The organism is Bradyrhizobium sp. ERR14, from assembly GCF_014198235.1.
GTDB lineage: Bacteria > Pseudomonadota > Alphaproteobacteria > Rhizobiales > Xanthobacteraceae > Bradyrhizobium.
The window spans coordinates 218,909-245,749 of the sequence record NZ_JACIHD010000005.1 but is presented as its reverse complement, the minus strand read 5'-3'; the positions used below and the strand labels follow the sequence as shown (position 1 = coordinate 245,749).

Sequence of the window (26,841 nt, the reverse complement as noted above, 5' to 3'; positions counted from 1 at the left end):
GGAGGCGAAATTCTACGCGACGGACATGTCGAGCGGCGGCTCGACGTGATCCGGCAGCGGACAGACATACGGCGTCTTGGCCGTTCGCTTCTTCAAGTCGGCCTTGGCCGCCTTGATCAGTTCCGGATCTGTCAGCGCCTTGATGCCGAGACCGGCCATCGCCTTGGCGGCCTGCACCATGGCCTTGTGGGCATGCGGGCTCTTGCCCTGCGCCACCACCTGCCAGGTGTGGAACGGCGTGCCGATTGCAACCGTGGGGGCGTGAACCTGCACGGTCGGCACCACCCAGCTGACGTCGCCGACGTCGGTCGAGCCGACCAGCGGGTTGCGCTTGGCATCGAGCGGCACCAGGAAGTCGGCCAGCGGCCGATCGGTCTGCTCCATGCCGATCGCGTAATAGACCGACGCGATATCCTTGTCGCTCAAGGTCGCGCGGATCTGGCTGGCAAAGCCCTTGTCGGCATCGTCGAAATGCGGCGGTCCGAGCTCTTCCATGACCCGGTGCAGCGCCTGCTCCAGCGGCGTGTTCGGCAGGATGTTGGAGACCGCGGAGATGATCTTCATCTCGACCTTGGTCTCGGTCATCAGCGCCGCGCCCTCGGCGATCTTGCTCACACGTCCGACCAGCTCGTTCATGCCGGGAAGGTCACGGGCGCGGATCGAATAGCGCACCCGCGCATGGGCCTGCACCACGTTCGGCGCAATGCCGCCGGTGTCGAGCAGCGCGTAATGCACCCGCGCATCGCTCGGCATGTGCTCGCGCATGTAGTTCACGCCGACATTCATCAACTCCACCGCATCGAGCGCGGAGCGGCCGAGATGCGGCGAGGCCGCGGCATGCGAGGTGCGACCGGTGAAGATGAAATCCGCGCGCGTGTTGGCGAGCGACGGCGTCACCGCGACCTCCCAGAAGCTGTGCGGATGCCAGGTGATGGCGATGTCGGCGTCCTCGAACGCGCCGGATCGCACCATGAACGCCTTTGCTGCGCCGCCTTCTTCAGCGGGGCAGCCATAATAGCGCACGCGACCAGGCACCTTGTTTTCGGCAAGCCAGTCCTTCACCGCGGTCGCGGCGAGCAGCGCGGCGGAACCCAGTAGATTGTGACCACAGCCATGGCCGTGCCCACCGGCTTCGATCGGACGATGCTCGGCGACACCCGCTTCCTGGCTGAGACCGGGAAGGGCGTCATATTCGCCCATGAATGCGATGACCGGACCGCCCTCGCCCCACTCGCCCATCACCGCCGTCGGAATGCCGGCGACGTTCTCGGTGATGCGGAAACCCTGATGACGCAGCTCGGCGAGATGCTCGGCGGCGGACCGCGCCTCGGTGTAGCACACCTCGGGCATGCCCCAGACCTTGTCGCTGAGGTCGATGAAACGCCCCTTGATCGTGTCGACGCCACGCCAGATGTCGCTGCGGTTGTCCATTGCTTCGGTCCGTGATCCCTTGGTCAAACGAAGCGGCAATGGTTAGCAGCTTAGGGAGGGGCCGCCTAGCAGCGGCAGGGACACCAGCCATGCGGCCCGACAGGGTCTCACAGCGCGGCCCAAGGCGACCGCCCCTACGGCGCTACATTCTCGGCCTCGAGAGCGCGTCTTTGCTTACGAACAGGAGGCGTCGCCGGAAGGCCGTCGGACTCTCGGCAACCAGCACCCCCTTCAGAGATTGTAGACCGCCTGCGAAGAAGGGCTCGCGAAGCCCATTACCGTGAACCTCGGTCCATTCCGGTATTTGTAATCCGTAAACGCGCGCAAGGTGCTCTGCCACGGCCGCCGTATAGGCGTCGTGCACAGCGTCGATGGAAGCGGGTCGTTCTTCGATGGCCTGCTGGCGTGCGTTCGGGTTCATGTAGAACCAATCGAGAAATTCGCGGAGCGACGGGTCGAACTTCTGCTCGCCAGCTTGTACGCGGCGAACGACGTCACCCAGCGTTGCGGGCTTCTTGCCGAACAGGCTCATGGTTGGCTCGACGGAGGCGTGTGGTCATCTTCGGGCCCAGTCTCGAGATTTGAGAAAATCTCCTCGAGACCCAATCGGGTCTTGGGTTGAAGCGCATTCTGCGGATAGAATTTTTCGACCAACGTGAGTGCATCCTGGCTGTTCTTGATGCCTATCGCGCGGGCGAGGAGCTTGATGTCGTCAATGTCCGAATTCGTTTCGACACCGCCGACACGCATCGCCCGGCACTTCATGGCAAACAAGTATTCCGGTCTGGCGGTATAGACGCGGAGGCCCGGCTGATCCTCGGTGGGGTAGGTCTTGAATAGAGCCTTTACGTCAGGATCCGCGTCTCTCTTGCTCAACCACCCCTTCACACCGTCGTTCAACCAGTTTTCGTCCCAGCCGAACTCCTCCGCCATCTCGGCCGCAAGCCGCTTGATGAAATCCTTGTTTCCTTCAAACACCGCATCGACGTCACCGGTGTTGATCTGCCGATTCAAGGTCAGCAGGAGGGCCGATCCGCCGTAGACGACGATTTCGACGGTGCGGCCTGCAGCGAAGGCCCTGCGGCCCAGCTCGGCCAGTGCATTTTCCAAAGTTAGCCGATCGAAATTCTTGTCATCGCTCATGGCTTGTTCCACAGACCGCGAACGATACGCTTGCCACTCTGGGTCGACAACGTCTTTTCGCGCGGACACCGGGACCCACAAGGCACGATCGGTCCAGAATTTCTGCATTTCCCGACCGACCCAGGCATGGCGGTCTTTAAAGAGGGGCGTTTGCGGCATAGATTGTCTTTGATTTAGCGCGGCGCTTCTCGTGCGCGAGAGGTATGTCAAAGCGCCAAGGAAAGACCAGGAGAACTCCATGCCCGCTTTGACCGAATGGAGAGTGCCGCCGGCCAATCAGCCGCGTGCGGGCGACTACGGTTTCGATCTCGACCGCGCGCTCGCATCCGTCGTTGGCCTGCACGCCATCGTCCCGCCGGACGCCTTCAGCGCCGAGACGCTGGGCACCGAACGCGCCGGCAACGGCGTCGTGATCGATCACGGACTGGTGCTCACCATCGGCTATCTCATCACCGAGGCGGAATCGGTGTGGCTGCACCTCGGCGATGGGCGGGTGGTCGAAGGCCATGCGCTCGGTTTCGATTCCGAAACCGGCTTCGGCCTGGTGCAAGCCCTCGGTGAGCTCGACGTCGAACCGTTGCCGCTCGGCAGTTCGGCGGAAGCCGGGATCGGCGACCGCGTCGTGGTCGGCGGCGCCGGCGGCCGCACGCGCTCGGTCGCCAGCCAGATCGTGGCCAAGCAGGAGTTCGCCGGCTATTGGGAATATCTGCTGGACGAAGCCGTCTTCACCTATCCCGCGCATCCGAACTGGGGCGGCACGGCGCTGCTCAACGAGCGCGGCGAGCTGATCGGCATCGGCTCGCTTCAGCTGGAGCGCGAGCGCGACGGCAAGGCCGAGCATGTCAACATGGTCGTGCCGATCGACCTCTTGAAGCCGATCCTGGACGATCTGCGCAAGTTCGGTCGCGTCAACAAGCCGGCGCGCCCCTGGCTCGGGCTCTACTCGACCGAGATCGACAACCGCTTGGTCGTAATCGGGATCTCCCCCAACGGCCCTGCCGCGCGCGCCGAGCTCAAGACCGACGACATCATCCTCGCCGTGAACGGGGACAAGGTCACGAGCCAGACCGCCTTCTACAAGAAGATGTGGGCGCTCGGCACCGCCGGCGTCGACGTGCCGCTGACCGTGTACCACCAAGGCGTCACCTTCGACGTCACGGTGACCTCCACCGATCGCTTCAAGCTCTTGAAGGCACCGAAGCTGCATTGATCCCACGCTGAAGGAAGCCGCGATGAGCGAGGCCGTGATCGACGACATCGTGGCCGTGCTGCCGCCGCTGCTCAATGCGCTGGAAGCGCTCGGCTTCTTCCAACGCCATCTGCATCCGCCGGCGTTCGCTACCGTGATGAACGCGATCGGCGCACCGGATGAGGCGCTGCAAACGGCACACGCGGCTATTGGAGAGTGGCCGGAGCAGTTCGCGGGCCTCCGCGAGCGGTTCGATCGCGCCTGCGGCGAGACGCTCGCCGCCTTTGCCGGGATCCGCGAGGTCGAGCGCGGCAATGGCGATCTCGTCGCTGTCTTCCGCGCGCTGCGCCACGTGCCGCGCGCGCAGGAGGCGCTTTATCCCCTGGCGATGCAATTTCCTCCCGTAAGCAGCTTCTTCCTCAACACCGCCAATCGCGAAAATGCGGATCTGTTGTCGCGGCTCGACGTCGGCGCGAGCGAAAATACCGGCATCTTCCACGATCACAACGAACCCGGCAGCCGCGGCGGCTTCTCGGTCTATGTGCCCGAGGACTATACGCCCGAGCGCGCCATGCCGCTGGTGATGGCGCTGCATGGCGGCAGCGGCAACGGACGCGGTTTCCTGTGGAGCTGGTTGCGCGACGCCCGCAGCCTTGGCACGATTCTGGTGGCGCCAACCGCGACCGGTCCGACCTGGGCGCTGATGGGCGATGATGCCGATACGCCTAACCTCATGCGTATCCTCGAAACCGTGCGCAGCCGCTGGAGCATTGACGCCTCGCGCATGCTGCTGACCGGCATGAGCGACGGCGGCACCTTCAGTTACGTCAGCGGCCTCGACGGCGCCTCGCCTTTCACCCATCTGGCGCCGGTCTCGGCAACCTTCCATCCGCTGATGGCGGAGATGGCCGACGCCGCGCGCCTGCAGGGGCTGCCCATCTTCATCACCCACGGCAAGCTCGACTGGATGTTTCCGGTGCAGACCGCGCGCCAGACCCAGGCCGCGCTCGCAGCGGCCGGCGCTGATGTCACCTATCGCGAGATCGACGACCTCAGCCACACCTATCCGCGCGAGATCAACGCGGAGCTGGTGCAGTGGCTGAACGCGAGGTGAACAACCCGTCCTTATCCGCGCCGCACTGCCGCGGAACCATCGCTCCGGGCCGACGTTATTGCTGGCCCACCGGAGGTTCGCAAATGCAGACTTTTTTCGGAATGATCCTTGGCGCGCTGCTGCTTGCCGGCGGCGTGTATGTCTATGACTCCATGCAGACCTCGTCCGTCGCCAATGGCGAGGTCGCGACCACCAATCGCACCATCGTGAACTGGGATGTCGCGAAGGCGGATTGGGATGCGCTGCGCGACCGCGCGCACAAGGACTGGGTCCGGATCTCGTCGAAGTAACAACGCCCATCATGAACGAGGCGCCGTCGCGAGCTCCGCGGCGGCGCCTTTGCGTTGGCTACCGACCGATGCGCCTCAGTTCATCTTGGCCTTGCGCGCATCGGCGATGACCTGCTCGAACTCGGTCATGCTGAGCACGCCGGGGACGCGGTACTTGCCGACGATGAAAGACGGGGTGCCGCTGAAACCGAAGGCTTCGGCCTGCTCGTTGTTGCGCTTGAGCAGGGCGTCGATATCGCTGCCATGGCCGGCGAGATCGCGCTTCAGGCGATCCATGTCGAGGCCAGCGGCGGCAAGCAGCTCGTTGATGCGCGGCTCGGTCAGGCGCGAGCTGACGCCCATCAAGGCATCATGGGCCTGATGGTATTTGTCCTGAAATTTTGCCGCAAGAGCGGTCCGCGCCGCGGTGACGGAGACCGGCCCGAGGATCGGCCAATCCTTCATCACCAGCCGCACCTTGCCGTCGTCCTGGACGACCTGGCGCAGCTCGGGCTCGAGCTTGCGGCAATAGGGGCAATTGTAGTCGGACCATTCGACGATGGTGACGTTACCGTTGGGATTGCCGGCGACGGGCGTGTCGGGATCGCGCAGCACCTTGGCTTCGGTCAGCACCTCGTTGTCGTCGGTCGCCGCGCGCGCCGAGGCGCCCGTCAGTGCGAGGGCGCCCGCCCCGATCAACGTCAACGCCGCGCGCCGCGTCGGCGCAAGGCCCTTAGTCCCAAATCCAGCCATATCTCGTCCCGTTTCGGTCCCATTTCCCTGAATACGGTCGGGACCGGGAATTGTTACTCGTCATATAGATAGAGTGTCGCGACGGCGATGTCATCGCACCAGCAGCGTGACCGCCAGGCTATGCGCCGGACGCACTCGCCGCGGGCGGCGCTGCAATGCGCGGCAGCATCGCCATCAACGTGCCGGTCATCGTTGCGATCAGCGTGGTCTTGCCCTCGTGCTCGGCAAACGCCCTGGCCTCGCAGAACGTCAGCGTGCGGCCGGGCTTGACGACCTCGGCCTTGAAGACGAAGCGCTCGCCTTTAGCCGGAGCCAGCAGCGTGGTCTTGAACTCGACGGTAAGGATATCAGCCTCGCGCGGCATCAGGGTGAAGGCGGCAACGCCGCAGGCGTTGTCCAGCCCGGCGGTGATGATGCCGGCATGGACAAACCCGTTCTGCTGAGTGAAGGCCGCGGAATGCAGCATCGCCAGCTCGGCCTCGCCCGGTGCAAGGCGGACGATCACGATGCCGAGCGTGTGCGTCGCCGGCTGGCCGTCGAACATGGCGATCGCAGCCGCGCGATAGCCCGGGTTCTTCGGCTCGAACGCAGCCATGGCTCAGGCCTCGGCCGGCTCGGCGAGATGCCGAAGAGCGATCTCGCGGACGGCATCCGTGAACGGCGCCGATTTGCGCTGGCTCCGATCCATGTGCACGCCGGTGATCTCGCAAATCGCCGCGATCTCGCCGGTCTCGGCATTCGTCATGTCGTGCCGGAAGCGGATCGACTTGTCACGCACCTCGAGCAGATGGCTACGGATCTCGACGATGTCGCCGGCGAGCAGCTCGCGCCTGTAGGCGATGTTCTGCTGCACGGCGGCCATGCCGCGGCCGGAGGAGCGCAAATAGCTCGGCGTGAGGCCGAGGCGGGCGAATAGATTCCAGTTGGCTTCGTCGAATTTGCCGACATACCACATGATGTTCATGTGGCCGACATGGTCGCATTGCCACGGATAGACCGTGCCGCGATAGGTCGCCTCCTGCTCCATCGCCATTTTCCGCCCTCGTTGTTTATTGATTGATACGGTAGCGTATCAGCCACGAGACGCGTTAGCAATACGGCACCGTATCAAGAGTTCGAGAGGCTTCATTCATGAGCGACGGCAAGGGCGATGTCTGGGTCGAGGCGGGGTTTGCCGAGCTCGCCCGCTCGGGGGTCGAGGGTGTCAGGGTCGAGGTGCTTGCCAAGAATCTCGGCGTCACCAAGGGCGGCTTCTACCGCCGCTTCGCCGACCGCGCCGCGCTGCTCGACGCCATGCTGCAGCGCTGGCGCGAGGGCCGGGCCGCGTCGATCGCGCAGCAGACGCGCCTCGATGGCCAACAGCCCCGCGAACGGCTGAAGGCGGTGATCCAGCTCTACTCCGAGCGGCTCAATCCGGAAGCCATGGCGATCGAGCTCGCGATCCGGCAATGGGCCCGCTCCGACGAGCGCGCCGCGGCCGCCGTGGCGAGCGTGGACGCAGCGCGGCTCAAGCACGTGGCCGAGCTCTATCGCGCGACCGGGCTTGCACCCGAGGAGGCCGAGGCGCAGGCCTTCCTGTTCTACTGCTTCATCTTCGGCCAGAGCCTGTTGTTCGTCGAGCGCGGCCCGCGCAAGCGATCGCAACTGGTGGCGAAATCGGCCGAGAAGCTGCTCGCCTAGAGCATGATCCGGACCCGAAGGGCCGCGTGAGCGCAAAGTGTGCAGCGGTTTTCCGAAAGATAATGCTCCAACTCAAAATCAAGTGAAAAGGCCGGAGCGGTGCTCCGGCCTTCGTATCGATTCGAAGCTCAGGCAGCGCCCTTCAGCTTCTTGTTGCATTCGCTGTAGTAGCCGCCGCCCTTCTGGATCCACTTCATGCCGCCGTTGCCGTTGGTGGTCTTGTTGGCGTTGTACTGGTCGACGCAGGTGTGCAGGCGCCCCTTGCCCGGGGTCTCCTTGGCATATTTCGGATCGATCGCGTTCGGATAGATCGCAGGTCCCGCCGGCAGGGTCGGCGCGGCGGCGGGGGCCGCCTCCTTCTTGGCCTGCTTCGGCTCGGCGGGCGCAGCCGCGGTCGGTGCAGGAGCAGCCGGCGCGGCGGCGGCCGGCGTTGCATCCGCACCGCACTGGGCCTTGCGGAAGTCATTCCACTTCATGGTGCCGAGCGAGCCGTCCTTCTTGGCCGCCTGGTATTTGGCGCTGCACTCCTGCGACGTCAGCGCCTGCGCCGGCGCCGATACCGAGAGCGCAGCAAATCCCGACAACGCAATCGCGCACAGCATTTTTGATTGAATGGTCATCCTTAGGTCTCCTCCTTGGTCTTCCCCCGAGGGGAAGTGAAACAAGAATTGCTATCCTAGCGTGCCGGCCATTTGCGACAAGGAAGCGATGGCTCCCGGCCGCCAAAATATAGTAACGGCGCCGTTCAGATTATTCATGTCGCGTTCAGCAATGCGAGCCGACGTTCGCAGCCCTTCGCAATTCTCGCAAGATGAGTGCAACACCATGACCCTCGCCTCTCGCCTCGCCGCCGTCGCCCTCGCCTCCCTGCTCGCCGGCGGCACTGCCTTCGCGCAGACCGCCGCGCCGACTGCCAAGACCGAACCTGCCGCCACGGCCGACAAGAAAGCCCCGAAGGAGCGCTCGGCGGAGTCGCTCGAATGCTCCAAGCAGGCCGACGCCAAGGGCCTGCACGGCAAGGAGCGCAAGAAATTCCGCTCCGAATGCATCAAGACCGCCAAGGCGGGCACCGCCGCGCCGGCTGCGGACAAGAAGTAGCCTCCGACACGATCTTCGGCGAGCTTCTCGCGAGAGGCGCGCGCATTGCGGCATGACGAGCCTGCAATTGTGCGCCTCTCGCTGATTTGCGATAAGGTGGCGTGAAGCAAATCGCCGCCTCCCTGTCGTTTGAATGGCCGAGCCGTGCCAAGATCTTGAGCACGGCGGAGACGCTCGTCATCGGCACCGCCGGCGGCCTTGTGTTTCTCCTCGCCGGCCTTCCCGGCGGGCTGATCTCCGGCTCGATGATCGCGGTCGGGATCGCCGCGATCGCCGGGCGCCAGCTCGCGCTGCCGCCGCTCCTGACCCAGACCGTGCTGGTGCTGCTCGGCATTTCGCTGGGCTCGGTGGTCTCGCGCCATCTGCTTCAGCAGGTCGGCGCATATCCCCTCACCATCGGGCTGCTTGCTCTCGCGACCTTCTGCTCGACCTTCGGCTCGAGCTATTACCTCCAGCGCATCCATGGCTGGGACCGCACCTCGGCCTTCCTGGCCGGCAGCCCCGGCGCGTTGTCGCAGATCACGATCCTGGCGGTCGAGCGCGGCGCCGACCTGCCGGGCATCGCGGTGGTGCAGACCATGCGCGTCATCATCCTCACCGCGGCCCTGCCGATGGTGCTCGCGTTTGCAGGCGTCGCCCCCTCGGCCGCGCCGTCGCTGGCGACGACGATCGCTTCGCCGCTCGATCTCGTCGAGCTGGTCGCGGCCTCGCTGGCCATGGCGCTGGTCCTGCGCCTGATCAGGTTTCCGGCGAGCTGGATGTTCGGCGCCATGATCGCCTCCAGCGTGCTGCATGGCGCCGGCTGGGTCGAGGGCGGCTTGCCGGACTGGGTGCGCGGCGTGGCACTGGTCGGCATCGGCGCGCTGATCGGCAGCCGTTTCGCGCGGATGCGGATCAAGACACTGGCCGGCCACCTCAACGCGGCGCTGGGCTCGTTCACGGTCGCAATCGCCGTCTCCGCCATCTTCGTCGGCATCGTGGCGCTGACCACTCAGGTCAGATTCTCCGACGCCGTGGTCGCCTTCGCACCGGGCGCGATGGATGCCATGCTGGCCTTAGCGCTGACGCTGCACATCGACCCGATCTTCGTCGGGGCCCACCATTTGTCGCGTTTCGTGTTCGTGACGATCGCAACACCGGGCATCGTGCATCTGTTCGGACGCACGCAGGACGATGTGGATGATTGACGGCGCGCGGTGCGCCTCGCGAACTCCGCTCTCGTAGGGCGAGCAAAGGCGCATAGCGCCGTGCCCACGTTCTCTTTCGACCTTATCACTACGAGATGGTGGGCACGGCGCGCGAAGGGCGCGCCTTTGCCCACCCTACGGCAGCTGACCTAGCCTCTCGCCGTCTTCGCAAATCCCCACGCGGCAATCGCGGCCATGAGCAGCGAGATCAGCACGTTGTAGCCGGCGAGCGAGAGGCCGAGGAAGCGCCACTGCACCTCGTCGCAACGCACCACCTTCACGGTGTCGAGCTTTGAGAACAGATCGCCGGCATTGCCGAGATTGACGACGGGACCGGAGCAATCGGTCGGCCCTTTCCAGAAACCCCATTCGACACCGGAATGGTAGGTGCCGAGACCGGTATTGGCGAGCGTTGCCAGCGCGAGGATCGCCAGCCCCGCCAGCAGCAGCGGCCGCGGCGCGCCGCTCCGCGCCGCCAGCGCCGTGAGCGCACCGAGCGGAATCGCGAGATAATAGGCGTAGCGCTGCTCCAGGCAGAGCGGACAGGGCAGGATCTCCAGCACGAGCTGGAAGAACCAGGCGCCCGCGATGGTCGCCGCGGCAATCAGCGTGACGAGCAGCGAGGCCGTCAGCGCAGCGCCGCTCGCAGCCGGCTTGAACGCAGGTATGGCGGCACTCTGGGTCGTCACGGCAGCCTCTTTCCGGTAGGTCGCTCCTAAGCCTCTAGACCCGCTCCATGCGGCTGTCGAGAACGGCTGACATCACTTTGGCGCGGGTTGACCCCGCTTTGTCCATGGCTATAGTCCGCCGGCTTCGCGACGCTCCCTGCAAGGGCCGACCGAGGGCCCCTGTGGCGGAACTGGTAGACGCGCTCGACTCAAAATCGAGTTCCGCAAGGAGTGCTGGTTCGATTCCGGCCAGGGGCACCAGCCTTCGCTGCTTCGCAGCTACGGCTCGGCAAGCCGGGCGCAGCCATATCCATGCGAAGCGGCGAAGGCTGTCGCGCCGAAGCCTTGGCGAAGGCGGACTGGCTCAACACACTCGCTCTCCCCCCTCCCTAGCCATCCCCTCATCTCCACTGTATAAACCGGTAGCTTCTTCCGTAACTCGAAGGAGCTCATATGAACGACCTGCACGCGTGGCTTTCAGAGCAGCACCACGGCCTGCGCACCTTCCGGACATTTCAGCAGAAGCTCGAGACGCTCGGCCGGGACGATCCCGCCCAGCGCGGCCTGTGCCGCCTGCTCAGCGATGTCGTCGGCAGCTATGTCGAGGCCTTTGACGAGGCCCCGCTGCCGGTCGACATTGCCGAGGACGCCTATCGGCGCCTGCTGACGCTGGTCGAAAGCCTCGATCTGCACGGAAATGCCGCTCGCCGGCTCGCCGACATCAACCGCGTGGCGACCTGCGAGTTGTGGCGGTGATCGTCAGGACCAGCGTGCCCACTTCAATTTCTAGGTAACAGGACACGCCTCTTCGGCCTCGCGACGCATGACGCCCGAGTCTTGAGCTTCTCTTGACGCCCCTTCCTTGGAAAGGGCGCAGGGAAGGCCGGGCGCCGGCTGGCACCCGCGGTCCGCTGCGCGCAAATTGCGAAGACAAATGCACAGCGGCATACAGGGCAGCCCAGGACATCCCGGCCTTTCCCTGCGCAATGGTTTTACGGCTTATGGCGCGCTCTCCCCGGGGAGCGATGCACTATTGCCCCCGTCGCCTTGCGGATGACTGGCGCGCGTGCCCGGTCGGGCCGCTTGACGCACAGACCCCGGGCGTCAGGACGACACGCTTTTGCCGTACGCGGACCGCACCGGTCGTGTGCGCGCTGCTCAACCGCTCACAGGCCAAACCCGCCCTGCGATTGCTGGCGCGCCGATGCACTCCACGTCCACCGCGACCCGGCCCGCGCATCGTGACGATCGCGAAACGCCCCTTATCCTTGGGCCGGGATGAGCGACACATACGATATTTCCGAATTTCGGTCAACCAGAATCTTGTATGACCAAGCGGCGAGTGTCCAGACAGACCTTGTTCCGGCCGAGAATCATCTCCTGCAGCTCAATAGCTTCGTTTCTCCCATGTGAATCCGCATCGTCATTGCGAGCGCAGCGAAGCAATCCCGGAATGCATCAGCGGAAACAGTCTGGATTGCTTCGTCGCAAGAGCTCCTCGCAATGACGAGGAGGAGAGATTACGCGTCTTGAGGCCCTTCGACTTCGCCGCGCCAATCCCTATATCCTGTGGCAACCGATGTGATGCAGCGGACAGTTTGATGGCCAGGACACGCAGGACGGACGCCGACGACCTCCCCCGCTATTTCGTCTGGGTCCGGGGCCTCGAAGGCCCCGAGCCGCAGAAATGGATGGCGATGGATTTCGGCGTCGGCGACTGGAAGCGGCCGCTGGTGCTGGCCTATCTGGAGCTGCCGGCGGACGAGCGCGATCTGTCGCTGTCGATGCTGGCGCGCCGGTATCCGCCGCCGCGGGTGGATCTTTCGTAACGGCGTCAGCCCATCCCAGCACAAGTCTGTCGCCACGGAGACAACGACCGCTGGAAACAGCCCTGCCGGATCGCCGCTGCCAGCCAGCGACGACCCGACACGGCGACGCCGCACGATCCCGCTTGCTACCTGAACGCGACTGTGCGCAGAATGCACCTGTATTTTCATGAGTCAGAGATTTCAACCACTGATTGATTCCGGGAAATGATGCCCGGTTTGGCCTGACGCTTTCCTTGTCGAATTTGCCGGAGGGGCCCATGACGCATCATGATGTCGGGGGGAACGCCGATTCTCCGAGGCCGGAACGCGCGCCCAGCGACAGGGATGGGAATGCCGGCGGGGGCGCGGGCGCGGCCCTGCCAAGACGCAAGCTGGTGCTGTTCGCCGACGGCACCGGCAATGCGTTCACCAAGCAGGAATCCAGCGTCTGGCGTCTGTATGAGGCCTTGGACCATACCCAGCCGGACCAGATCTCGCATTACATCAAGGGTGTCGGCACCGCCGGCTGGGCACCGCTTGCCGCGCTCGACGGCGCCACCGGCATCGGCGTCCCCGGCAACGTCCGCAAGCTCTATCGCTTCCTGTGCTGGAATTGGCGACCCGGCGACGAGATCTACATCTTCGGCTTCAGCCGCGGCGCCTTCACCGCGCGCACGCTGGCGGCGCTGATCGCGAGCCAGGGCCTGGTGCCGGCGGAGATCGACGACACGCCGGTGTCGCACGCGGAGATGGGGCGCAACGTCAAAGCCGCCTGGCGCGAGTATCGGCGCGAGACCGTGCCCTGGACCAAGAGCTTGCCGACGATCTGGGTCACGCGCTGGATCCGCGACTTCCTGCTGTTCGTCTATCACTGGCTTTGCGGGCACCGTAGCTATGCCGAGGTGCGGAGCAAAATGAACGGGCGCAGCGAGGTCGAGATCGCATTCCTCGGCCTGTTCGACACCGTCGAGGCCTTCGGCGTGCCGGTCGAGGAGCTCCGTCTCGCCATCGACTGGGCGATCTGGCCGATCTCGTTCCGCAATCACCGGCTGTCGCACAAGGTCAGGCACGCCTGTCACGCGCTCGCGCTCGACGACGAACGCACCACCTTCCATCCGCTGCGGATCGACCAGAGCCATCTGGCGGAAGGGCAGATCGTCAAGGAAGTGTGGTTCACGGGCGTCCATTCCGATATCGGCGGCGGCTATCCTGAATCCACGCTGTCCTTCGTGCCGCTAGTCTGGATGGTCGAGCAGCTCGGCGACCGGTTGCGCTTCCAGGACGGCGAGATCGAGCATTTCAGGGAATATCAATCGGCGCTCGGGCCGCGGCATGATTCACGCAGCGGCGCAGCGGTGCTGTACCGCTACGGGCCGCGTCCGATCCTCGGCGGCGACGTGAATGGCGGGCTGCCGGTCGTGCACTTCGCCGTCATCGAGCGCATGCTGCTCGGCTGCGATGATTACGCGCCTATCATGCTTCCGGCGAACTGCCTGGTGCTGCTGCCGGACGGAACGAGGTTGCCGCTGCGTTCTGAGGGAGAGACCAAGAATCTCGACGAGCAGCATGCGCGCGAGGTCATGAAGGCCGCCTATCTGCAAAAGGCGACGGGACCGCGTCGTACCGAGGAGGCCAGGGCCTTCACCACGATGAGCACGCCCGACGCCACCATGTCGAGCCTCACGCGCGACACCGTGTGGTGGCGGCGCGTCGCCTATTTCTCGCTTTTGTTCATGGCCGGCGTGATCGCCGCCTGGCCGTGGATCGCGCACGCGCTGGTGCAGTGGTCCGAAGACCGCGCCCTGGAGGGCACCGGCACACTGTCTTTCATCACCAATATCGACTGGGTGATGGGCGCGATGGTGGCGCCGCTGACCAATCTGCTGCGAGACGTGCTGCCGTCCTATGCGGCCCCCTGGCTCAACATCGCGACCTACTATCCCTTCCTGACCTCGATCGTGGTGATCGTCACCTGGTGGATCTGGCACAAGAACGGAACGTTGCGTGACGACATCGAGGAGCGGGCACGTCTTGCCTGGAACACGTCGCGCCGCAGGGCGAGCATGGAGCACATCGACAAGCCGGGGCCGTTGATGCGGCTCGGACACTGGATGCGCCTGAACGCCAGCCCGGCGCAGCACGTCATCACCAGGGGACTGGTGCCTGCGGTCTTCCTGATCGCGATCTTCGGCTCGGCCGCGCTAATCGTGTCGAGCAGCCTGTTCACCGCACGTCTCGCCTTCGGATCGGTCTGCTCGCCGCCTGCGGCCAAGGGCTCTGCCGCGTTCCAGACCGGCGCGCCGGTGACGGACGAGCCGCTCGACGCGCGCGCGTTGTTCGACATCAGGGACTTTTGCTGGTGGAGCGGGCTCGCCGTCGAGAAGGGCCGCAAATACCGTGTCTTTCTCGAGATCAAAGAGCCATGGTTCGACCGTACCATCATGAGCGGCGTGAACGGATTTGCGACCTACGAGCCGCACCACTACGTGGCGCTGCCGGAGCGTCGTCTGTTCGCCGCGGACTGGTTCCAGCCCGTGGTGCGCGTCGGCAGCAAAGGCATCAACGACCTGCCGCTCAAGGCAGTCAATGTGATGCCGGCCGACGAATTTCCCCGCCGCATGAAGCCCACCCTGCCCGCGGAGGACGACATCAGCAGGAGCCGCAACAGGTACCCCGTGCGGCTCGACGACACGGCCGAATTCAAGGGCAGGCTCGACGGACTCGGCAAATTCGAACCGATTCCGCCGGCCACGCTCGCCGAGGCAGGCCAGGTCTGGACCAAGCAGCTGTTGACCGGCCGCGTCGTCGCCGAATTCGTGGCGCCCGAGTCCGGCGAGCTGTTCTTCTACGTCAATGACGCCGTCCAGATATTCCCGCGGCTGCTTCCGGAGTCGTGGGTCCCGTCCTGGCTCGATGCGATCCAGGGACCGCACGATCTGTTCTACCGAAACAATAGCGGCACTGCGAAGATCAAGGTCCAGCGCCTGCCGGCCCCACCGATGCCGCCGGACAAGCCGTCATTACCGCTGGCGAGCAACTGAGACCCAGCGGGCCCCCGCCTCGGAGCGCTCCGCGCCGCGACTTGGACACGGGGCATTCCCGCCCCCATGATTATGGGTGTCGCTGCCTGCGTCCGGTGGTTAAACTTGCCCTTGCGCCGCGGGGGACACGCGGGTCGCGGGACCATGATCATGACCGAACAGGGCGAGACGGGTGAAGCCATCACCATCCTCCTCGTCGAGGACGACGCGCCGACCTGCTGGCGGCTGCAGGATGCGCTGGTCAAGGCCGGCTACGAGGTGCGCAGCGCCGGCACGCTCGGCGAAGCCCGTTCCGCGCTTGCCGGCGGCGCGCCCCGCGTGCTGCTGACCGATCTGCGCCTGCCCGACGGCCACGGCATCGAGCTGATCCGCGAGATGAGGCAGCGCTTCCCCGACACCGAGATCATGGTGATCTCGGCCCTCGGGGACGAGGAAAGCGTGATCTCGGCGATCACGGTCGGAGCCACCGGCTATCTGCTCAAGGACGCCTTTCCCACCGACATCGCCACCACGGTGCGCGATCTGGTCGCCGGCCATTCGCCGATCTCGGCCTCCATCGCGCGCTTCATCGTGCGCAGAACCCAAGGTGCCGCGCCAAATTCGGCGGAGCCGCCGCCCGGCCCGGCGCTCAACACGGCGAGGCTGACACCGCGCGAGATCGACATTCTCTGGGGCATCGCAAAAGGCTTCAGCTATGCCGAGATCGCCAGCCATCTCGGCCTGTCCAAGCAGACCGTGCCCGGCCATATCAAGAACATCTATCGCAAGCTCGAGGTGCACACGCGCAGCGAAGCGGTCTTCGAGGCGGTGCAGCAGGGCCTGATCAAGCTGTGAGCGAGATCGCGGCCAAAGCATCTATCAAGGCAGCTACGAAGGCGCCTACGCGGCCGCGGCGCCGGCTGATCGCCTCGCGCCTCGTGCCCTATCTGCTGCTGCAGGCCCTGATCGTGATCGCCACCATTCTCGGGCTGCGGCTGCTGCAGCCGAGCGACCCCGACGATTTTGCGCTGAACGGGTTTTCGCTGCGGCAGGACGGCGCGACGCTGCCCGTGAACCTCCCGCATTTCACGGCGTCGCGCTATTCCCTGGACGACCCACCGCTCTACACCGGCAGCTTCACGTTCCGGCGCGGCGAAGCGGCATCGGGATGGTCGGTCTATCTGCCGCGCTTCAGCAACGCGGTGGAGGTCGCCGTCGACGGCGTCGTCGTGCTCGATTCCCGGCGCGACGCCAATGCCAACCGGCCCGACCGCAACACGCCGCAGATCGCAGCGATACCCGCCTCACTGCTGCGCGAGGGCGCCAACGAGATCACGGTGCGCCTGTTCGTGTGGGGGCCGTTGAAGGGTTTTCTCGACACTGTCTATGTCGGGCCGGATGCCGCCTTGCGGCCAGCCTATGAGACGCGCACGCTGCTGTTCGTCACCCTCCCCGTGGTGTTTTCGGCCTGGCAGTCGATCCTCGCCGTCATCCTCGCGATCATGTGGCTGATGCGGCGCCGCGAGCCGGTCTACGGCGTGCTGGCGGCTGCGATGGTGCTCGGCGTGGTGCAGGCGTACGTACCGCCGCCGGTTCCTCCGGCCGCCACGTCGCGGCTTGCCGCGGTGCTGCTGGCGTCCGCGCCGATCGAGAGCGCGTTGGTCGTCATGTTCGGCGTGCTGTTCTTCGGCTGGCGCTGGCCGCGCTACGGCATGCTGCTGTTCGTGCCGGGCCTCGTCGTGTTCGTGGTCGGGCTGATCGGGGGCCCGCCGCTGCCGCGCATCCTCTTTCTGGTGCTCGGCATCCCCACCGTCGGGATTTGCCTGTTTCTGATGGCCTGCGTGACCGCGACCGCGGTCGTCCGGCGGCAGGACGCGGCAAGCTTCACGATCGGCTGCGCCGTCACCATCGTGCTGGTCTGCTGGGTCCAGGACATGCTCACGGTGTTCGAGATCGTCGCCAACGAACGCATCTTCGTCTCGCGCTTGTCCTATTCGGCGATGCTGGTCGCGATCGGGGCCGGGTTGACCTGGCGCTTCGCTCGCGCCTTGAACCAGGTCGACAGCTTCGCCGGCCAGCTGGTGACGCGCGTGCGCGAGGCCGAGGAGCGGCTGAAGGCGAGCTTCGTCCGCGAAGAGGAGCGCGCGCGCGCCGCCGCGCTCGCCAATGAGCGCACGCGGCTGATGCGTGACCTGCACGACGGCCTCGGCGGCCAGCTCGTCAGCATCGTCGCGCTCTCCGAGCGCGGCCATGAGGGCGCGACCATCACCGACGCTGCCCGTGCCGCGCTGAAGGATCTGCGTCTCGTCATCGATTCCATGGACGACATCGGCGGCGACCTGATGCTCGCGCTCGGCTCCTGGCGCGAGCGCGCGAGCGCGCAATTGCGGCCGCACGACATTACGCTCGACTGGCGCGTGGCGACCCCGCAGGGCCTGCCGCTGCACCCTGAACTCAGGCCATGGCACGTCATCCAGATCGTGCGCATCCTCGACGAGGCCGTGACCAATGCGGTCAAGCACGCACAGGCACACCGCATCGCGGTCACCATCGAGACGCTCGATGCGAGCGAGGGGCCGTACGGCCTGATCAGTGTGACCGACGACGGCCATGGCTTTGCACTGGCCGGCAATGGCGAAGCCGGGCGCACCGGCCAGACCGCGCGCGGCTTGCGCAACATGAGAAGCCGCGCCGCGCGCTGCGGCGCCGTGCTAGACCTGAGTTCCGATGCTTCCGGCACGCGGGTGCGGCTGCAATTGCCGCAGCGTTTTCCCGACAGCGACGCGGCTGCGGGCTGAAAAGCCCCCTCTCCGAACGTGTGGGACGCGCGGAGAGAGGGAACGGGCCGGGTGATTTGCCGGCGGAGGACGGGGGTTCGTCCGCAGGGCGCCCTGGGCCCGAGGCGATGCAATCAATTCAATCGAATGGAAATATCAGCGCACGCCGACGCGATTGACCGGGCCGCCGCGATTCATCGGCGTTCCCGCGCGCACGCCGACCCCGGGCGCGCCGACGCCGGGCGTTGCGACCGCGGCCCTTGCGACCGGCGCTCCCGGCGCGACCACCACCGCCGCCGTCGGCCGCACCACGCAGCCCTTGGGCACGCCGACCGTCTTGCAATAGACCACCGCCTGTGCCGGGCTCGTGCCCAGCGACACCATCGCCGCGCCCGCCAGCGCCATGACCGTCAGCCCCGCACTCAGCGCTCCAGCTCTCTTCGACATCCTTTGCTCTCCTGCTTCCCGTTCGGCGTCCCGATGCAATCACCGGGTTTCGCAGCCGAGGTGCAGCCTGAATGACAAAAGACGGCGCGCGGATACATGCCATGAAGATGGGGGTTGCTGCGGCCGGACACCGGGCCGACGCCATGAACATGGCATGGACCCGTGCACGGCCTTCGCGAGATGGTCCGGCCCGATTGATCCCGGTCGGGACCAACGTCGATTCCAAAGAGGTGCTTTATGAAGATTTCAGCTGTTGCCGCGCTGCTGCTCGCCGCTTCCGCCGTGCCCGCTGCTGCACAATCCGGTCCATCGGTCCAGGAGCAAATGGCCTGCCGTGGCGATGCCAGCAAATTCTGCGCTGAGCATATCGGCAAGCCCCCTCAGATGAATGCCTGCCTGCGCGAGAACAAGTCGAAACTCTCGGACAGCTGCCGCAAGGTCGTCGAATCGCGCGGCGGCTGATCTGCCAACGCTCTCGCGAAGAAGAGAGGAGCGGCGTGCTGCCGCCCTCTCAACACCCGGCGCCGCTACTCCTGCATCATCTCGCCGCTGCCGCCGAACTCGGCCGGAAAATCCTTCAGCTTGGGCAGGCCGTCGCGCATCGGCAGCACGGTCTCGGCATAGTTGACGTGAACGCCGGGCGCGAAGGCGAGCGTCGGGATGGTTGCGGTGAAGACGTCGACCAGTCCGAGCGGCGGATGATTGGTCATGAGATGGCCGCCGCACTTCTTGCAATATTGGCGCTGGCTGAGCGGCGTCTTGGCAAACGTCTCGACATTCTGGGCGCCTTCGGTGACGCGCACGGCCTCGGGCTTCCACAGGCTGAAGGCGTTGACCGGACCGCCCGACCAGGAGCGGCAGGAGCGGCAATGGCAATAGCCCATCGCCTCCGGTGCGCCCGTGACCTCGATCGTGACCGCGCCACAGAAGCAATTTCCGACATGTTTCATTTGGTCGTCTCCGTTTGATGAAGAGGAAGAAATCCTCTCCCCGCTCCTCGTCCACAATATGTCGGGACCGATGGGAATGCGGGGAGAGGTGTCGGGGTGAAGGGGGACATCACCCCGGGGGACGTTGAGGGGACGGGTATGTGAGATGCTCGCATACCTCAGCCGGCGCGGCCAAGCGTCCTCCGTTCGGCGGACGCGCGCGATGCCGCGACGAGGCTAGAGTGACCGGCGCCAGGGAATAAGCATCGACACCCGTTGTTTGTACTGCCGGTACTCGTCGCCGAAGAGAGCGACGAGGTCGTGCTCCTCCAGCGCGATGCCGACGAAGATGTAGAGCGTGGTGACGACCGCAAACAGCAGATGCCCCGCGGTCATGGTCGGCGCCGCCCAGAACGCAATGATGAAACCGAGATAGATCGGATGGCGGACGAAATTGTAGAGCAGCGGCGTCCTGAAGCGCGGCGGCGTCATCTCCTTGCCGACCAGATGGTTGGTCACCTGATGCAATCCGAACAATTCGAAATGATTGATCAGGTAGGTGCTGGTGAACACCAGGATCCACCCAGCGAAGGACAGCGTGACCAACGTCACGGCGAGATCCGGGTTCTCGACATTCCATACGATCTCAGGCAGCGGGCGCCACTGCCAGAACAGGAGCAGCAATGACAGGCTCGCGAACAGCACATAGGTCGAGCGCTCGACGGGCTTGGGGACGAACTGCGTCCACCACGCCTTGAACTGCTTGCGTGCCATCACGCTGTGCTGAAGGGCGAACAGCGACATCAGGAGGAGATCGACGATGACGGCTTCGGCCGTCGGCGTGTCGGTTCCGGTATCGATGGTCTTGGGCACCACCAGCCCCATGACGAAGCCGATGGCGTAGAGAATGGTGACGAAAAACACGAGATATGCCGCAATTCCGTACAGAAAGGCGATGAACTTGAAAATGCGTGAGCCCGCAACCTCCGGGCTGATGGAATGAACCTGGTGATCAAGTTGGGTCATAGAACGCTCCGTTGTGCCGAGGCATCGACACTGTTTGGTCTTCGCACCATGCCGGATCGGACGCCTCCAGACTTTCGCGACCGGTTGATTTTCGCCTGAGACGACTTTGATTTTTGCTTGAGACGACAGAAACGTGCGATTTCGCTTTGAAAACAACGTGCTCGACGGCGACCTGCGGGAACTGACCTGCGGCGGGGCAGCCGTGCCGTTGCAGCCGCAGGTGTTCGATCTCTTGCTCTATCTCGTCGCGCAACGCGCGCGTGTGGTCAGCAAGGATGACCTGATCAGCCAGATCTGGAGCGACCGGATCATCTCGGATTCGGCGCTAAACAGCCGGATCAACGCCGCGCGCAAGGCGCTCGGCGACGACGGCGCGACGCAGCGGCTGATCAAGACCATTCCGCGCAAGGGTTTTCGTTTCGTCGGCGAGGTCCGGGAAGATGTGGCAGCGTCAATCGTGCCGGCCGAAGCCAGGCCCGCCCCCTCGCGCGTGGGGGACCGCCCGGCGATCGCGGTGCTCGCCTTCGAGAACATGAGCGGCGATCCCGCGCAGGACTATTTTGGCGACGGGATCAGCGAGGACATCCTCACGGCGCTGTCGAAGCAGCGCTGGTTCATGGTGATCGCCCGCAACTCGTCCTTCACCTACAAGGGGCGCGCAGTCCACCTCAGGCAGATCGCGGAGGAGCTCGGCGTCCGCTACGTCGTCGAAGGCAGCGTGCGCAAGGCGGGCAATCGGCTGCGCATCACCGCGCAGCTGAACGATGCCACGTCAGGCAGCCATCTGTGGGCCGAGCGCTACGACCGCGAGCTGGTCGACGTCTTCGCCGTCCAGGACGAGATCACCAACGCGATCGCCGCGGCGATCGAACCGCAGATTCACGCGGCCGAGAGCTTTCGCGCCCAACGCAAGGGACCTGCGAGCCTGGACGCATGGGATCTGCTGATGCGGGCGCTGTCGCATTATTGGCGCGTGACCCGGCACGATCACGAGACCGCACGGACGCTGCTGGAACGCGCGATCGGGATCGATCCGAATTACGGTCAGGCGCTGTCGGTGCAGGCGGCGAATTACATGTTGGGCGTGCACCTCGGCTGGGCCGAGCTCGCCACCGTGGCGCCGGTGGCGGAGGCCGCCGCGCTGGCCGCGGTGCGCTGCGACCATGAGGATGCCTGGGCGCATGTCGCGCTCGGCAGCGTCTGCTTCTCGACACGCAGGCTCGGGGACGCGCTGTCCGAGTTCGAGCAGGCGCTCGCGCTCAATCCGAACTTCTCGCTGGCGCAGGGCTATTACGCGCTGGCGCTGTCCTATGCCGGACGTCCCAAGGATTCGTTCGAGGCCGCGCAAAGGGCGATCCGGCTGTCACCGCGCGATCCGTCGCTGGCGATCTATCACGGCATCGCCGGCTATGCGCGCTTCACCGAACGCCGTTATGACGAGGCCATCGCACAGGCGCGCGAGGCGATCCGCCATCGTGGCGATCTCACCGGCGCCTACCGCGTGCTCGCGGTCTCCGCCGGCATGACCGGCGACGGAACGCTTGCGGAGACGGCGCTGGGCGAGCTCCGCCGCACCCAGCCCGACATCTCGCTGCACTGGATCGCGACGCAACTGCCGTGGGCCAATGACGGGGATCGCGAGCACTATCTGGAAGGATTCCGGCGCGCGGGACTGCGCTAGGCGGCTGCTCTTACCCCGGCGCTACGCGCGCTTGCGGCGCAAATGGACGATGACGTCGAGCCGCGCGATCTCGTGGCCGGGAAGCGCCTCCGGAATCCTGGTGAAGGCGAGGCCTTCGGCAACGTCGACCAGCACATCCTCGCCCTCGAGATAGAAGTGCGGATGCACCGAGGTGTCGGTGTCGAAGAACGACTTGATGCCGTCGGCGGCGATCCGGCGCAAGAGGCCCGCCTCGGTGAACTGGTTCAGCGTGTTGTAGACGGTCGCGAGCGACAGATAGGCGTTCGCCGCCATTGCCTCTTCGAACAAGCCCTCTGCGGTGACATGACGATGACCGCGCAGGAACAGCAACTGGCCGAGCGCCAGGCGCTGGCGCGTCGGGCGCAAGCCGGCATCGCTGAGCAATTGCAGACAGTGCTGCACCCCTGCATCGGGCTGCAACTCGAGGCCGGCGACATCAGGATCGCTATCGTCACGCGCAGGGAAATTCGTGGCCTGGATGTCCATCGATCGTCTCACGGCTCAGGGGGAGCAGGACGCACAGCGCCGGGTCCTGCCAGTTGCTATTAGATCGCAAAAGCGGCGGCCTGGCTTTGATCCGGATCAAATCCGGAGCGGGGCCGCCTCTGACCTATCGCAAGGCGGTCCGGTTTATTCCTGGCCCGTTGGGCGGCGACGGGCTCAGCGCATCATGACGGCCTGATGCTTTTGGTCGCAGGCGCAGGCTTGTGCAACGCCTTCGCGGACTCTCGACAGGAGTAAGGCCGCTTGATCGCCCGGAGCGGGCCGATCCGCCGTGCGCGAAGGTATGCGGAAAACAGGACGCGCTGTACATTTTTTGTGCGAGCACTGTCGCGACTTTCATCTTGCGGCGCCGAACGGGACTGTGTGAGCCTCGATATCGGATGGGGACTGGGATGGAGCGGCCGTAGTTTCGCGCGCCATGGCGTGCGAAGCGTTGACGGCTGGTCTCGCTTGAGAAAGATACGACATGCCGAAACGAGTGTTGCTTGGTCTCCTCCTGGCGTGCGGCCTCACGGCCCCGACACTGGCGCAAGAGCCGAAGACCGGAGGTGTGATCAATGCGGTGATCCAGCCCGAGCCGCCCGGCCTGATGCTGGCGATGGTCCAGAACGGCCCCGTGCAGATGGTCTCGGGCAACATCTTCGAGGGCCTGCTGCGCTACAGCCCGAAGCTCGAACCGCAGCCGGAGCTCGCCGAGAGCTGGAGCGTCAGCGAGGACGCCAAGACCTACACGTTCAAGCTCCGGAAGGGCGTCACCTGGCATGACGGCAAGCCCTTCACCGCCGCGGACGTCTTGTTCTCGATCGAGATGCTGAAGCAGACCCACGCGCGCGCCCGCAACAACCTCGCGCAGGTCGACAAGGTCGAGGCGCCCGACGATTACACCGTCGTCTTCACGCTGAAGCAGCCGTTCGGCCCGTTCCTCGGCATCTTCGAGGTCGGCTCGATGCCGATGGTGCCGAAGCATCTCTATGAAGGCACCGACTGGAAGACCAATCCCTACAACAACGCCCCCGTCGGCACCGGCCCCTTCATGTTCAGGGAATGGCAGAAGGGCTCGTTCATCCGCCTGGTCAAGAACCCGAATTATCACGAGAAGGGCAAGCCCTATCTCGACGAGATCTACTGGCAGATCATTCCCGACGCCGCGGCGCGCTCGGTGGCGTATGAGACCGGCAAGGTCGACGTGCTGCCCGGTGGCTCGGTGGAGAATTTCGACGTGCCGCGGCTGTCCAAGCTGAAGGACACCTGCGTCACCGGCGCCGGCTGGGAGTTCTTCTCGCCGCTGGCCTGGCTGTGGCTGAACAACCGCCAGGGTCCGCTCGCGGACAAGCGGGTACGGCAGGCGGTCATGTATGCGATCGATCGCGACTTCGCCAAGGACGTGATCTGGAACGGGCTCGGCAAGGTCGCGACCGGCCCGTCCGCCTCGACCATCAAATATTACACCGACGACGTGAAGAAATATCCGTACGATCCGGCCAAGGCCAAGGCCCTCTTGAAGGAGGCCGGCTACAAGGGCGAGAAGATCCGGCTGTTGCCGCTCGCTTATGGCGAGACCTGGCAGCGCTGGGGGGAAGCGGTGAAGCAGAACCTCCAGGACGTCGGCATCAACATCGAGACCATCGCCACCGACGTCGCCGGCGGCAACCAGAAGATCGGCGACTGGGACTACGACATCGCCTTCACCTATCTCTACCAGTATGGCGATCCCGCGCTCGGGGTCGGCCGCAACTACGTCTCCAGCGCCATCGCCAAGGGCCAGATGTTCAACAACGTCGAGGGCTATTCCAATCCCGAGATCGACAAGCTGTTCGCCGACGGCGCGGTCGCGACCCCCGACTCCAAGCGCAAGGAGATCTACGAGAAGGCGCAGAAGATCCTGGTCGAGGACGTGCCGGTGGCCTGGATGCTCGAGCTGCAGTTCCCGACCATCACCCGTTGCAAGGTCAAGAACCTGATCACCACGGGAATCGGGGTCAATGACGGCTTCAAGGACGCATGGCTCGACAAGTGACGGGCGCTTCGCGTCTGATCTCTCGTGCTGTAGCTTTCGCCGAATGATTGCCGTCCGAGCCACGGAAAAGGTTCACCTCTCCCGCTTGCGGGGGAGGTCGACGCGCGCCGGGCGATGCGAAGCATCGTCCCAAGCGCGTCGGGTGGGGGCTCTCTCCACTCGGGGACCTTCTCTGCGGAAATACCCCCACCCCTGCCCTCCCCCGCAAGCGGGAGAGGGAGCGCACCGTCGCTGCGGCGACCCTCTCGTCAAACAAGCGTCGCTCTAAGTATGCTCTCCTTTATCGCTCAGCGTGTCCTGAAGGGCGTGATCGTCCTGCTTGCGATCGTCGTCCTCAATTTCTTCCTGATCCGGCTTGCGCCCGGCGATCCCGCGGTGGTGATGGCGGGCGAGGCCGGGGCCAGTGATCAGATCTTCGTCAATCAGCTCAGGGAGAAATTCGGGCTCGACAAGCCGTTGCCGGAGCAGCTCTTCATCTACGTCAAGGGTGTCGTGACCCTCGACCTCGGCTTCTCCTTCCGCCAGCAGGCGCCGGTCGCAAAGCTGATCGGCGAACGGCTGCCGGCGACGCTGCTGCTGACGCTGACCGCATTCGCGATCTCGCTCGCGCTCGGCATTCTCTTCGGCACCTTCGCCGCGCGCTTTGCCGGAACCTTCCTCGACACCGCCATCACCGTATTCGCACTGATCTTCTACGCCATGCCGATCTTCTGGGTGGCGTTGATGGGCATCCTGCTGTTCTCGGTCACCATGGATTGGCTGCCGAGTTTTGGTTACGAGACGGTCGGCGCCAATCTGACCGGCTTCGCCCACGCGGTCGACGTCGCAAAACACCTGATCATGCCGGCGATGACGCTCGGCCTGTTCTTCATGGCGACCTATACCCGCATGACGCGCGCCTCGATGCTGGAGGTGAAGCGGCTCGATTTCGTCAAGACCGCGCGCGCCAAGGGCCTCTCCGACGCCGTGATCCAGCGCCGCCACGTGCTGCGCAACGCGCTGCTGCCCGTCGTGACGCTGGCCGGCGTGCATTCGGGAACGCTGATCGGCGGCGCCGTCATCACCGAGACCGTGTTCGCCTGGCCCGGGATCGGGCGCCTGATGTACGACGCGCTGTTGCAGCGGGACTATAATCTGCTGCTCGGCGTCTTCGTGATCTGCTCCGCCATGGTCCTGATCTTCAACCTCATCACCGACCTGGTCTATCGCTTGGTCGACCCGCGCATCGAATTCGCCTCATGAAACAGTTCTGGAAATCGATGCTGCGCAGCCCGAGCGGCGTCATCGGGCTCATCATCCTGGTTCTCGCGATCTCGGTCGCGTTGTTCGGACCGATGCTGTTCCCAAACTCGCCATGGCGCATGGTGCAGCGGCCGTTCCTGCCGCCGTTTACGCTCTCCGCCGTGCCGCTCGGCACCGACGCGCTCGGCCGCGACGTGTTCGCCGGTATGATTTTTGGCGCGCGCGTCTCGCTGCTTGTCGGCCTCGTCTCCACGCTGGTCGCGCTGATCGTCGGCGTTCCCATCGGCGCCATGGCCGGCTATTTCGGCGGCAGGGTCGATGACGCCCTGATGCGCTTCACCGAGTTCTTCCAGACCATTCCGAGCTTCGCGCTCGCGATCGTGCTGGTCGCGATCCTGCAGCCCTCGATCTACTCGATCGTGACCTCGATCGCGCTGGTGAGCTGGCCGCCGGTCGCCCGCCTCGTGCGCGGCGAGGTGCTGTCGCTGCGCACGCGGGAATACGTCCAGGCGGCCGTGGTCACCGGCCAAAGCAACAGCTGGATCATTATGCGCGAAATCCTGCCGAACGCACTGTCGCCCGTGATCGTGCTGGCCTCGCTGATGGTGGCGACCGCGATCCTCCTGGAATCCTCGCTGTCCTTCCTCGGCCTCGGCGATCCCAATCTGATCTCCTGGGGCTACATGGTCGGCGCCGGCCGCACCGTGATCCGCCAGGCCTGGTGGATCACCGTGTTTCCCGGCGTCGCCATTCTGATCTCCGTGCTCGGGCTCAATTTGATCGGCGAAGGCCTCAACGACGCGCTCAATCCGCGCCTGTCGCGGGAGGGACGCTGAC

The 26,841-nt window shown here is 65.1% G+C and carries 28 protein-coding genes and 1 tRNA gene; 17 read left to right on the top strand and 12 right to left on the bottom strand.

Translation table 11 applies throughout. The features are described from left to right. Positions 1 to 12: 12 nt before the first annotated feature. From GGD62_RS17210 to GGD62_RS17200, 3 genes are all read right to left on the bottom strand, one after another. A complete protein-coding gene (locus GGD62_RS17210; protein WP_183236694.1) occupies positions 13 to 1,431 on the bottom strand; it encodes a M20 family metallopeptidase in 1,419 nt (472 codons plus the stop codon). Positions 1,432 to 1,573: 142 nt separating this feature from the next. Beyond that, on the bottom strand, positions 1,574 to 1,963 hold the full coding sequence (locus tag GGD62_RS17205; protein ID WP_179731913.1) for a hypothetical protein: 390 nt from the start codon (positions 1,961 to 1,963) through the stop codon (positions 1,574 to 1,576). Beyond that, the gene (locus tag GGD62_RS17200) at positions 1,960 to 2,574 is read right to left on the bottom strand and encodes a hypothetical protein (protein ID WP_183236695.1); all 615 of its coding nucleotides are present in this window, start codon (positions 2,572 to 2,574) and stop codon (positions 1,960 to 1,962) included. The genes GGD62_RS17205 and GGD62_RS17200 overlap by 4 nt, the downstream gene beginning before the upstream one ends. 238 nt (positions 2,575 to 2,812) lie before the next feature. Between GGD62_RS17200 and GGD62_RS17195 the strand changes: the two genes are divergently transcribed. From GGD62_RS17195 to GGD62_RS17185, 3 genes are all read left to right on the top strand, one after another. Continuing rightward, positions 2,813 to 3,784: a S1C family serine protease gene (locus GGD62_RS17195; RefSeq protein ID WP_179731917.1), complete on the top strand. Its 972-nt coding sequence runs from the start codon at positions 2,813 to 2,815 to the stop codon at positions 3,782 to 3,784. A gap of 22 nt (positions 3,785 to 3,806) precedes the next feature. Then, on the top strand, positions 3,807 to 4,877 hold the full coding sequence (locus GGD62_RS17190; RefSeq protein WP_183709126.1) for a phospholipase: 1,071 nt from the start codon (positions 3,807 to 3,809) through the stop codon (positions 4,875 to 4,877). A gap of 83 nt (positions 4,878 to 4,960) precedes the next feature. Continuing rightward, positions 4,961 to 5,167, top strand: a complete 207-nt coding sequence (locus tag GGD62_RS17185; protein ID WP_018316294.1) for a hypothetical protein — start codon at positions 4,961 to 4,963, stop codon at positions 5,165 to 5,167. 75 nt (positions 5,168 to 5,242) lie between these two features. Here the strand turns inward: GGD62_RS17185 and GGD62_RS17180 are convergent, their stop codons facing one another. The 3 genes from GGD62_RS17180 to GGD62_RS17170 all read right to left on the bottom strand — a co-directional run bounded on the left by GGD62_RS17180 (position 5,243) and on the right by GGD62_RS17170 (position 6,926). After that, positions 5,243 to 5,899, bottom strand: a complete 657-nt coding sequence (locus tag GGD62_RS17180; RefSeq protein WP_018316295.1) for a DsbA family protein — start codon at positions 5,897 to 5,899, stop codon at positions 5,243 to 5,245. Between the two features lie 118 nt (positions 5,900 to 6,017). Further along, the gene (locus GGD62_RS17175) at positions 6,018 to 6,494 is read right to left on the bottom strand and encodes a PaaI family thioesterase (RefSeq protein WP_183709125.1); all 477 of its coding nucleotides are present in this window, start codon (positions 6,492 to 6,494) and stop codon (positions 6,018 to 6,020) included. A 3-nt stretch (positions 6,495 to 6,497) separates the two neighbouring features. Continuing rightward, positions 6,498 to 6,926 carry a thioesterase family protein gene (locus GGD62_RS17170; RefSeq protein WP_183709345.1) on the bottom strand — a complete coding sequence of 143 codons (429 nt, stop codon included), beginning with the start codon at positions 6,924 to 6,926 and terminating at the stop codon, positions 6,498 to 6,500. A gap of 104 nt (positions 6,927 to 7,030) precedes the next feature. On the opposite strand from GGD62_RS17170, the gene GGD62_RS17165 reads away from it, so the two are divergent. Then, the gene (locus GGD62_RS17165) at positions 7,031 to 7,579 is read left to right on the top strand and encodes a TetR/AcrR family transcriptional regulator (RefSeq protein ID WP_183709124.1); all 549 of its coding nucleotides are present in this window, start codon (positions 7,031 to 7,033) and stop codon (positions 7,577 to 7,579) included. Between the two features lie 128 nt (positions 7,580 to 7,707). On the opposite strand, the gene GGD62_RS17160 is transcribed toward GGD62_RS17165, so the two are convergent. After that, positions 7,708 to 8,199, bottom strand: a complete 492-nt coding sequence (locus tag GGD62_RS17160; protein WP_179731924.1) for a hypothetical protein — start codon at positions 8,197 to 8,199, stop codon at positions 7,708 to 7,710. Between the two features lie 205 nt (positions 8,200 to 8,404). Here GGD62_RS17160 and GGD62_RS17155 point away from each other — a divergent pair, with 205 nt between their 5' ends. Continuing rightward, positions 8,405 to 8,677 carry a PsiF family protein gene (locus GGD62_RS17155; protein ID WP_183709123.1) on the top strand — a complete coding sequence of 91 codons (273 nt, stop codon included), beginning with the start codon at positions 8,405 to 8,407 and terminating at the stop codon, positions 8,675 to 8,677. 101 nt (positions 8,678 to 8,778) lie between these two features. After that, complete coding sequence (locus GGD62_RS17150; RefSeq protein ID WP_018316301.1) at positions 8,779 to 9,864, top strand: AbrB family transcriptional regulator; 1,086 nt, start codon at positions 8,779 to 8,781, stop codon at positions 9,862 to 9,864. Between the two features lie 149 nt (positions 9,865 to 10,013). On the opposite strand, the gene GGD62_RS17145 is transcribed toward GGD62_RS17150, so the two are convergent. Beyond that, positions 10,014 to 10,553, bottom strand: coding sequence for a disulfide bond formation protein B (locus tag GGD62_RS17145; RefSeq protein WP_183709122.1), 540 nt, complete (start codon positions 10,551 to 10,553; stop codon positions 10,014 to 10,016). A gap of 155 nt (positions 10,554 to 10,708) precedes the next feature. Here GGD62_RS17145 and GGD62_RS17140 point away from each other — a divergent pair. The 6 genes from GGD62_RS17140 to GGD62_RS17115 all read left to right on the top strand — a co-directional run bounded on the left by GGD62_RS17140 (position 10,709) and on the right by GGD62_RS17115 (position 18,158). After that, a tRNA-Leu gene (locus GGD62_RS17140) sits at positions 10,709 to 10,793 on the top strand. Positions 10,794 to 10,985: 192 nt separating this feature from the next. Further along, entirely contained in the window at positions 10,986 to 11,288 is a 303-nt protein-coding gene (locus GGD62_RS17135) for a hypothetical protein (RefSeq protein WP_183709121.1), read from the top strand. A gap of 845 nt (positions 11,289 to 12,133) precedes the next feature. Beyond that, positions 12,134 to 12,361 (top strand): hypothetical protein, encoded by a 228-nt coding sequence (locus GGD62_RS17130; protein WP_018316304.1) that lies wholly within the window; start codon positions 12,134 to 12,136, stop codon positions 12,359 to 12,361. A gap of 257 nt (positions 12,362 to 12,618) precedes the next feature. Further along, the gene (locus GGD62_RS17125; protein ID WP_183709120.1) at positions 12,619 to 15,381 is read left to right on the top strand and encodes a DUF2235 domain-containing protein; all 2,763 of its coding nucleotides are present in this window, start codon (positions 12,619 to 12,621) and stop codon (positions 15,379 to 15,381) included. Between the two features lie 150 nt (positions 15,382 to 15,531). Further along, the gene (locus tag GGD62_RS17120; RefSeq protein ID WP_026201644.1) at positions 15,532 to 16,215 is read left to right on the top strand and encodes a response regulator transcription factor; all 684 of its coding nucleotides are present in this window, start codon (positions 15,532 to 15,534) and stop codon (positions 16,213 to 16,215) included. After that, a complete protein-coding gene (locus tag GGD62_RS17115; RefSeq protein ID WP_183709119.1) occupies positions 16,212 to 18,158 on the top strand; it encodes an ATP-binding protein in 1,947 nt (648 codons plus the stop codon). Before GGD62_RS17120 ends, GGD62_RS17115 begins: the two co-directional genes overlap by 4 nt. Before the next feature lie 135 nt (positions 18,159 to 18,293). Here the strand turns inward: GGD62_RS17115 and GGD62_RS17110 are convergent, their stop codons facing one another. Then, a complete protein-coding gene (locus GGD62_RS17110; protein ID WP_018316308.1) occupies positions 18,294 to 18,584 on the bottom strand; it encodes a hypothetical protein in 291 nt (96 codons plus the stop codon). A 237-nt stretch (positions 18,585 to 18,821) separates the two neighbouring features. On the opposite strand from GGD62_RS17110, the gene GGD62_RS17105 reads away from it, so the two are divergent. Next, positions 18,822 to 19,046: a hypothetical protein gene (locus tag GGD62_RS17105; RefSeq protein ID WP_026201645.1), complete on the top strand. Its 225-nt coding sequence runs from the start codon at positions 18,822 to 18,824 to the stop codon at positions 19,044 to 19,046. Positions 19,047 to 19,111: 65 nt separating this feature from the next. Here the strand turns inward: GGD62_RS17105 and GGD62_RS17100 are convergent, their stop codons facing one another. After that, a complete protein-coding gene (locus tag GGD62_RS17100) occupies positions 19,112 to 19,534 on the bottom strand; it encodes a GFA family protein (protein WP_018316309.1) in 423 nt (140 codons plus the stop codon). Positions 19,535 to 19,750: 216 nt separating this feature from the next. Further along, positions 19,751 to 20,539, bottom strand: coding sequence for a methanethiol S-methyltransferase (gene mddA, locus GGD62_RS17095; protein ID WP_183709118.1), 789 nt, complete (start codon positions 20,537 to 20,539; stop codon positions 19,751 to 19,753). A 133-nt stretch (positions 20,540 to 20,672) separates the two neighbouring features. On the opposite strand from mddA, the gene GGD62_RS17090 reads away from it, so the two are divergent. Then, positions 20,673 to 22,220, top strand: a complete 1,548-nt coding sequence (locus tag GGD62_RS17090; RefSeq protein WP_183709117.1) for a winged helix-turn-helix domain-containing tetratricopeptide repeat protein — start codon at positions 20,673 to 20,675, stop codon at positions 22,218 to 22,220. A 21-nt stretch (positions 22,221 to 22,241) separates the two neighbouring features. Here the strand turns inward: GGD62_RS17090 and irr are convergent, their stop codons facing one another. Then, positions 22,242 to 22,727 carry a Fur family transcriptional regulator Irr gene (gene irr / locus GGD62_RS17085; protein ID WP_183709116.1) on the bottom strand — a complete coding sequence of 162 codons (486 nt, stop codon included), beginning with the start codon at positions 22,725 to 22,727 and terminating at the stop codon, positions 22,242 to 22,244. 484 nt (positions 22,728 to 23,211) lie between these two features. On the opposite strand from irr, the gene GGD62_RS17080 reads away from it, so the two are divergent. The 3 genes from GGD62_RS17080 to GGD62_RS17070 all read left to right on the top strand — a co-directional run bounded on the left by GGD62_RS17080 (position 23,212) and on the right by GGD62_RS17070 (position 26,840). Then, the gene (locus tag GGD62_RS17080; protein ID WP_092255773.1) at positions 23,212 to 24,762 is read left to right on the top strand and encodes an ABC transporter substrate-binding protein; all 1,551 of its coding nucleotides are present in this window, start codon (positions 23,212 to 23,214) and stop codon (positions 24,760 to 24,762) included. A gap of 270 nt (positions 24,763 to 25,032) precedes the next feature. Then, the gene (locus tag GGD62_RS17075; RefSeq protein ID WP_018316314.1) at positions 25,033 to 26,004 is read left to right on the top strand and encodes an ABC transporter permease; all 972 of its coding nucleotides are present in this window, start codon (positions 25,033 to 25,035) and stop codon (positions 26,002 to 26,004) included. Further along, a complete protein-coding gene (locus tag GGD62_RS17070; protein ID WP_018316315.1) occupies positions 26,001 to 26,840 on the top strand; it encodes an ABC transporter permease in 840 nt (279 codons plus the stop codon). The genes GGD62_RS17075 and GGD62_RS17070 overlap by 4 nt, the downstream gene beginning before the upstream one ends. Position 26,841: the final 1 nt, after the last annotated feature.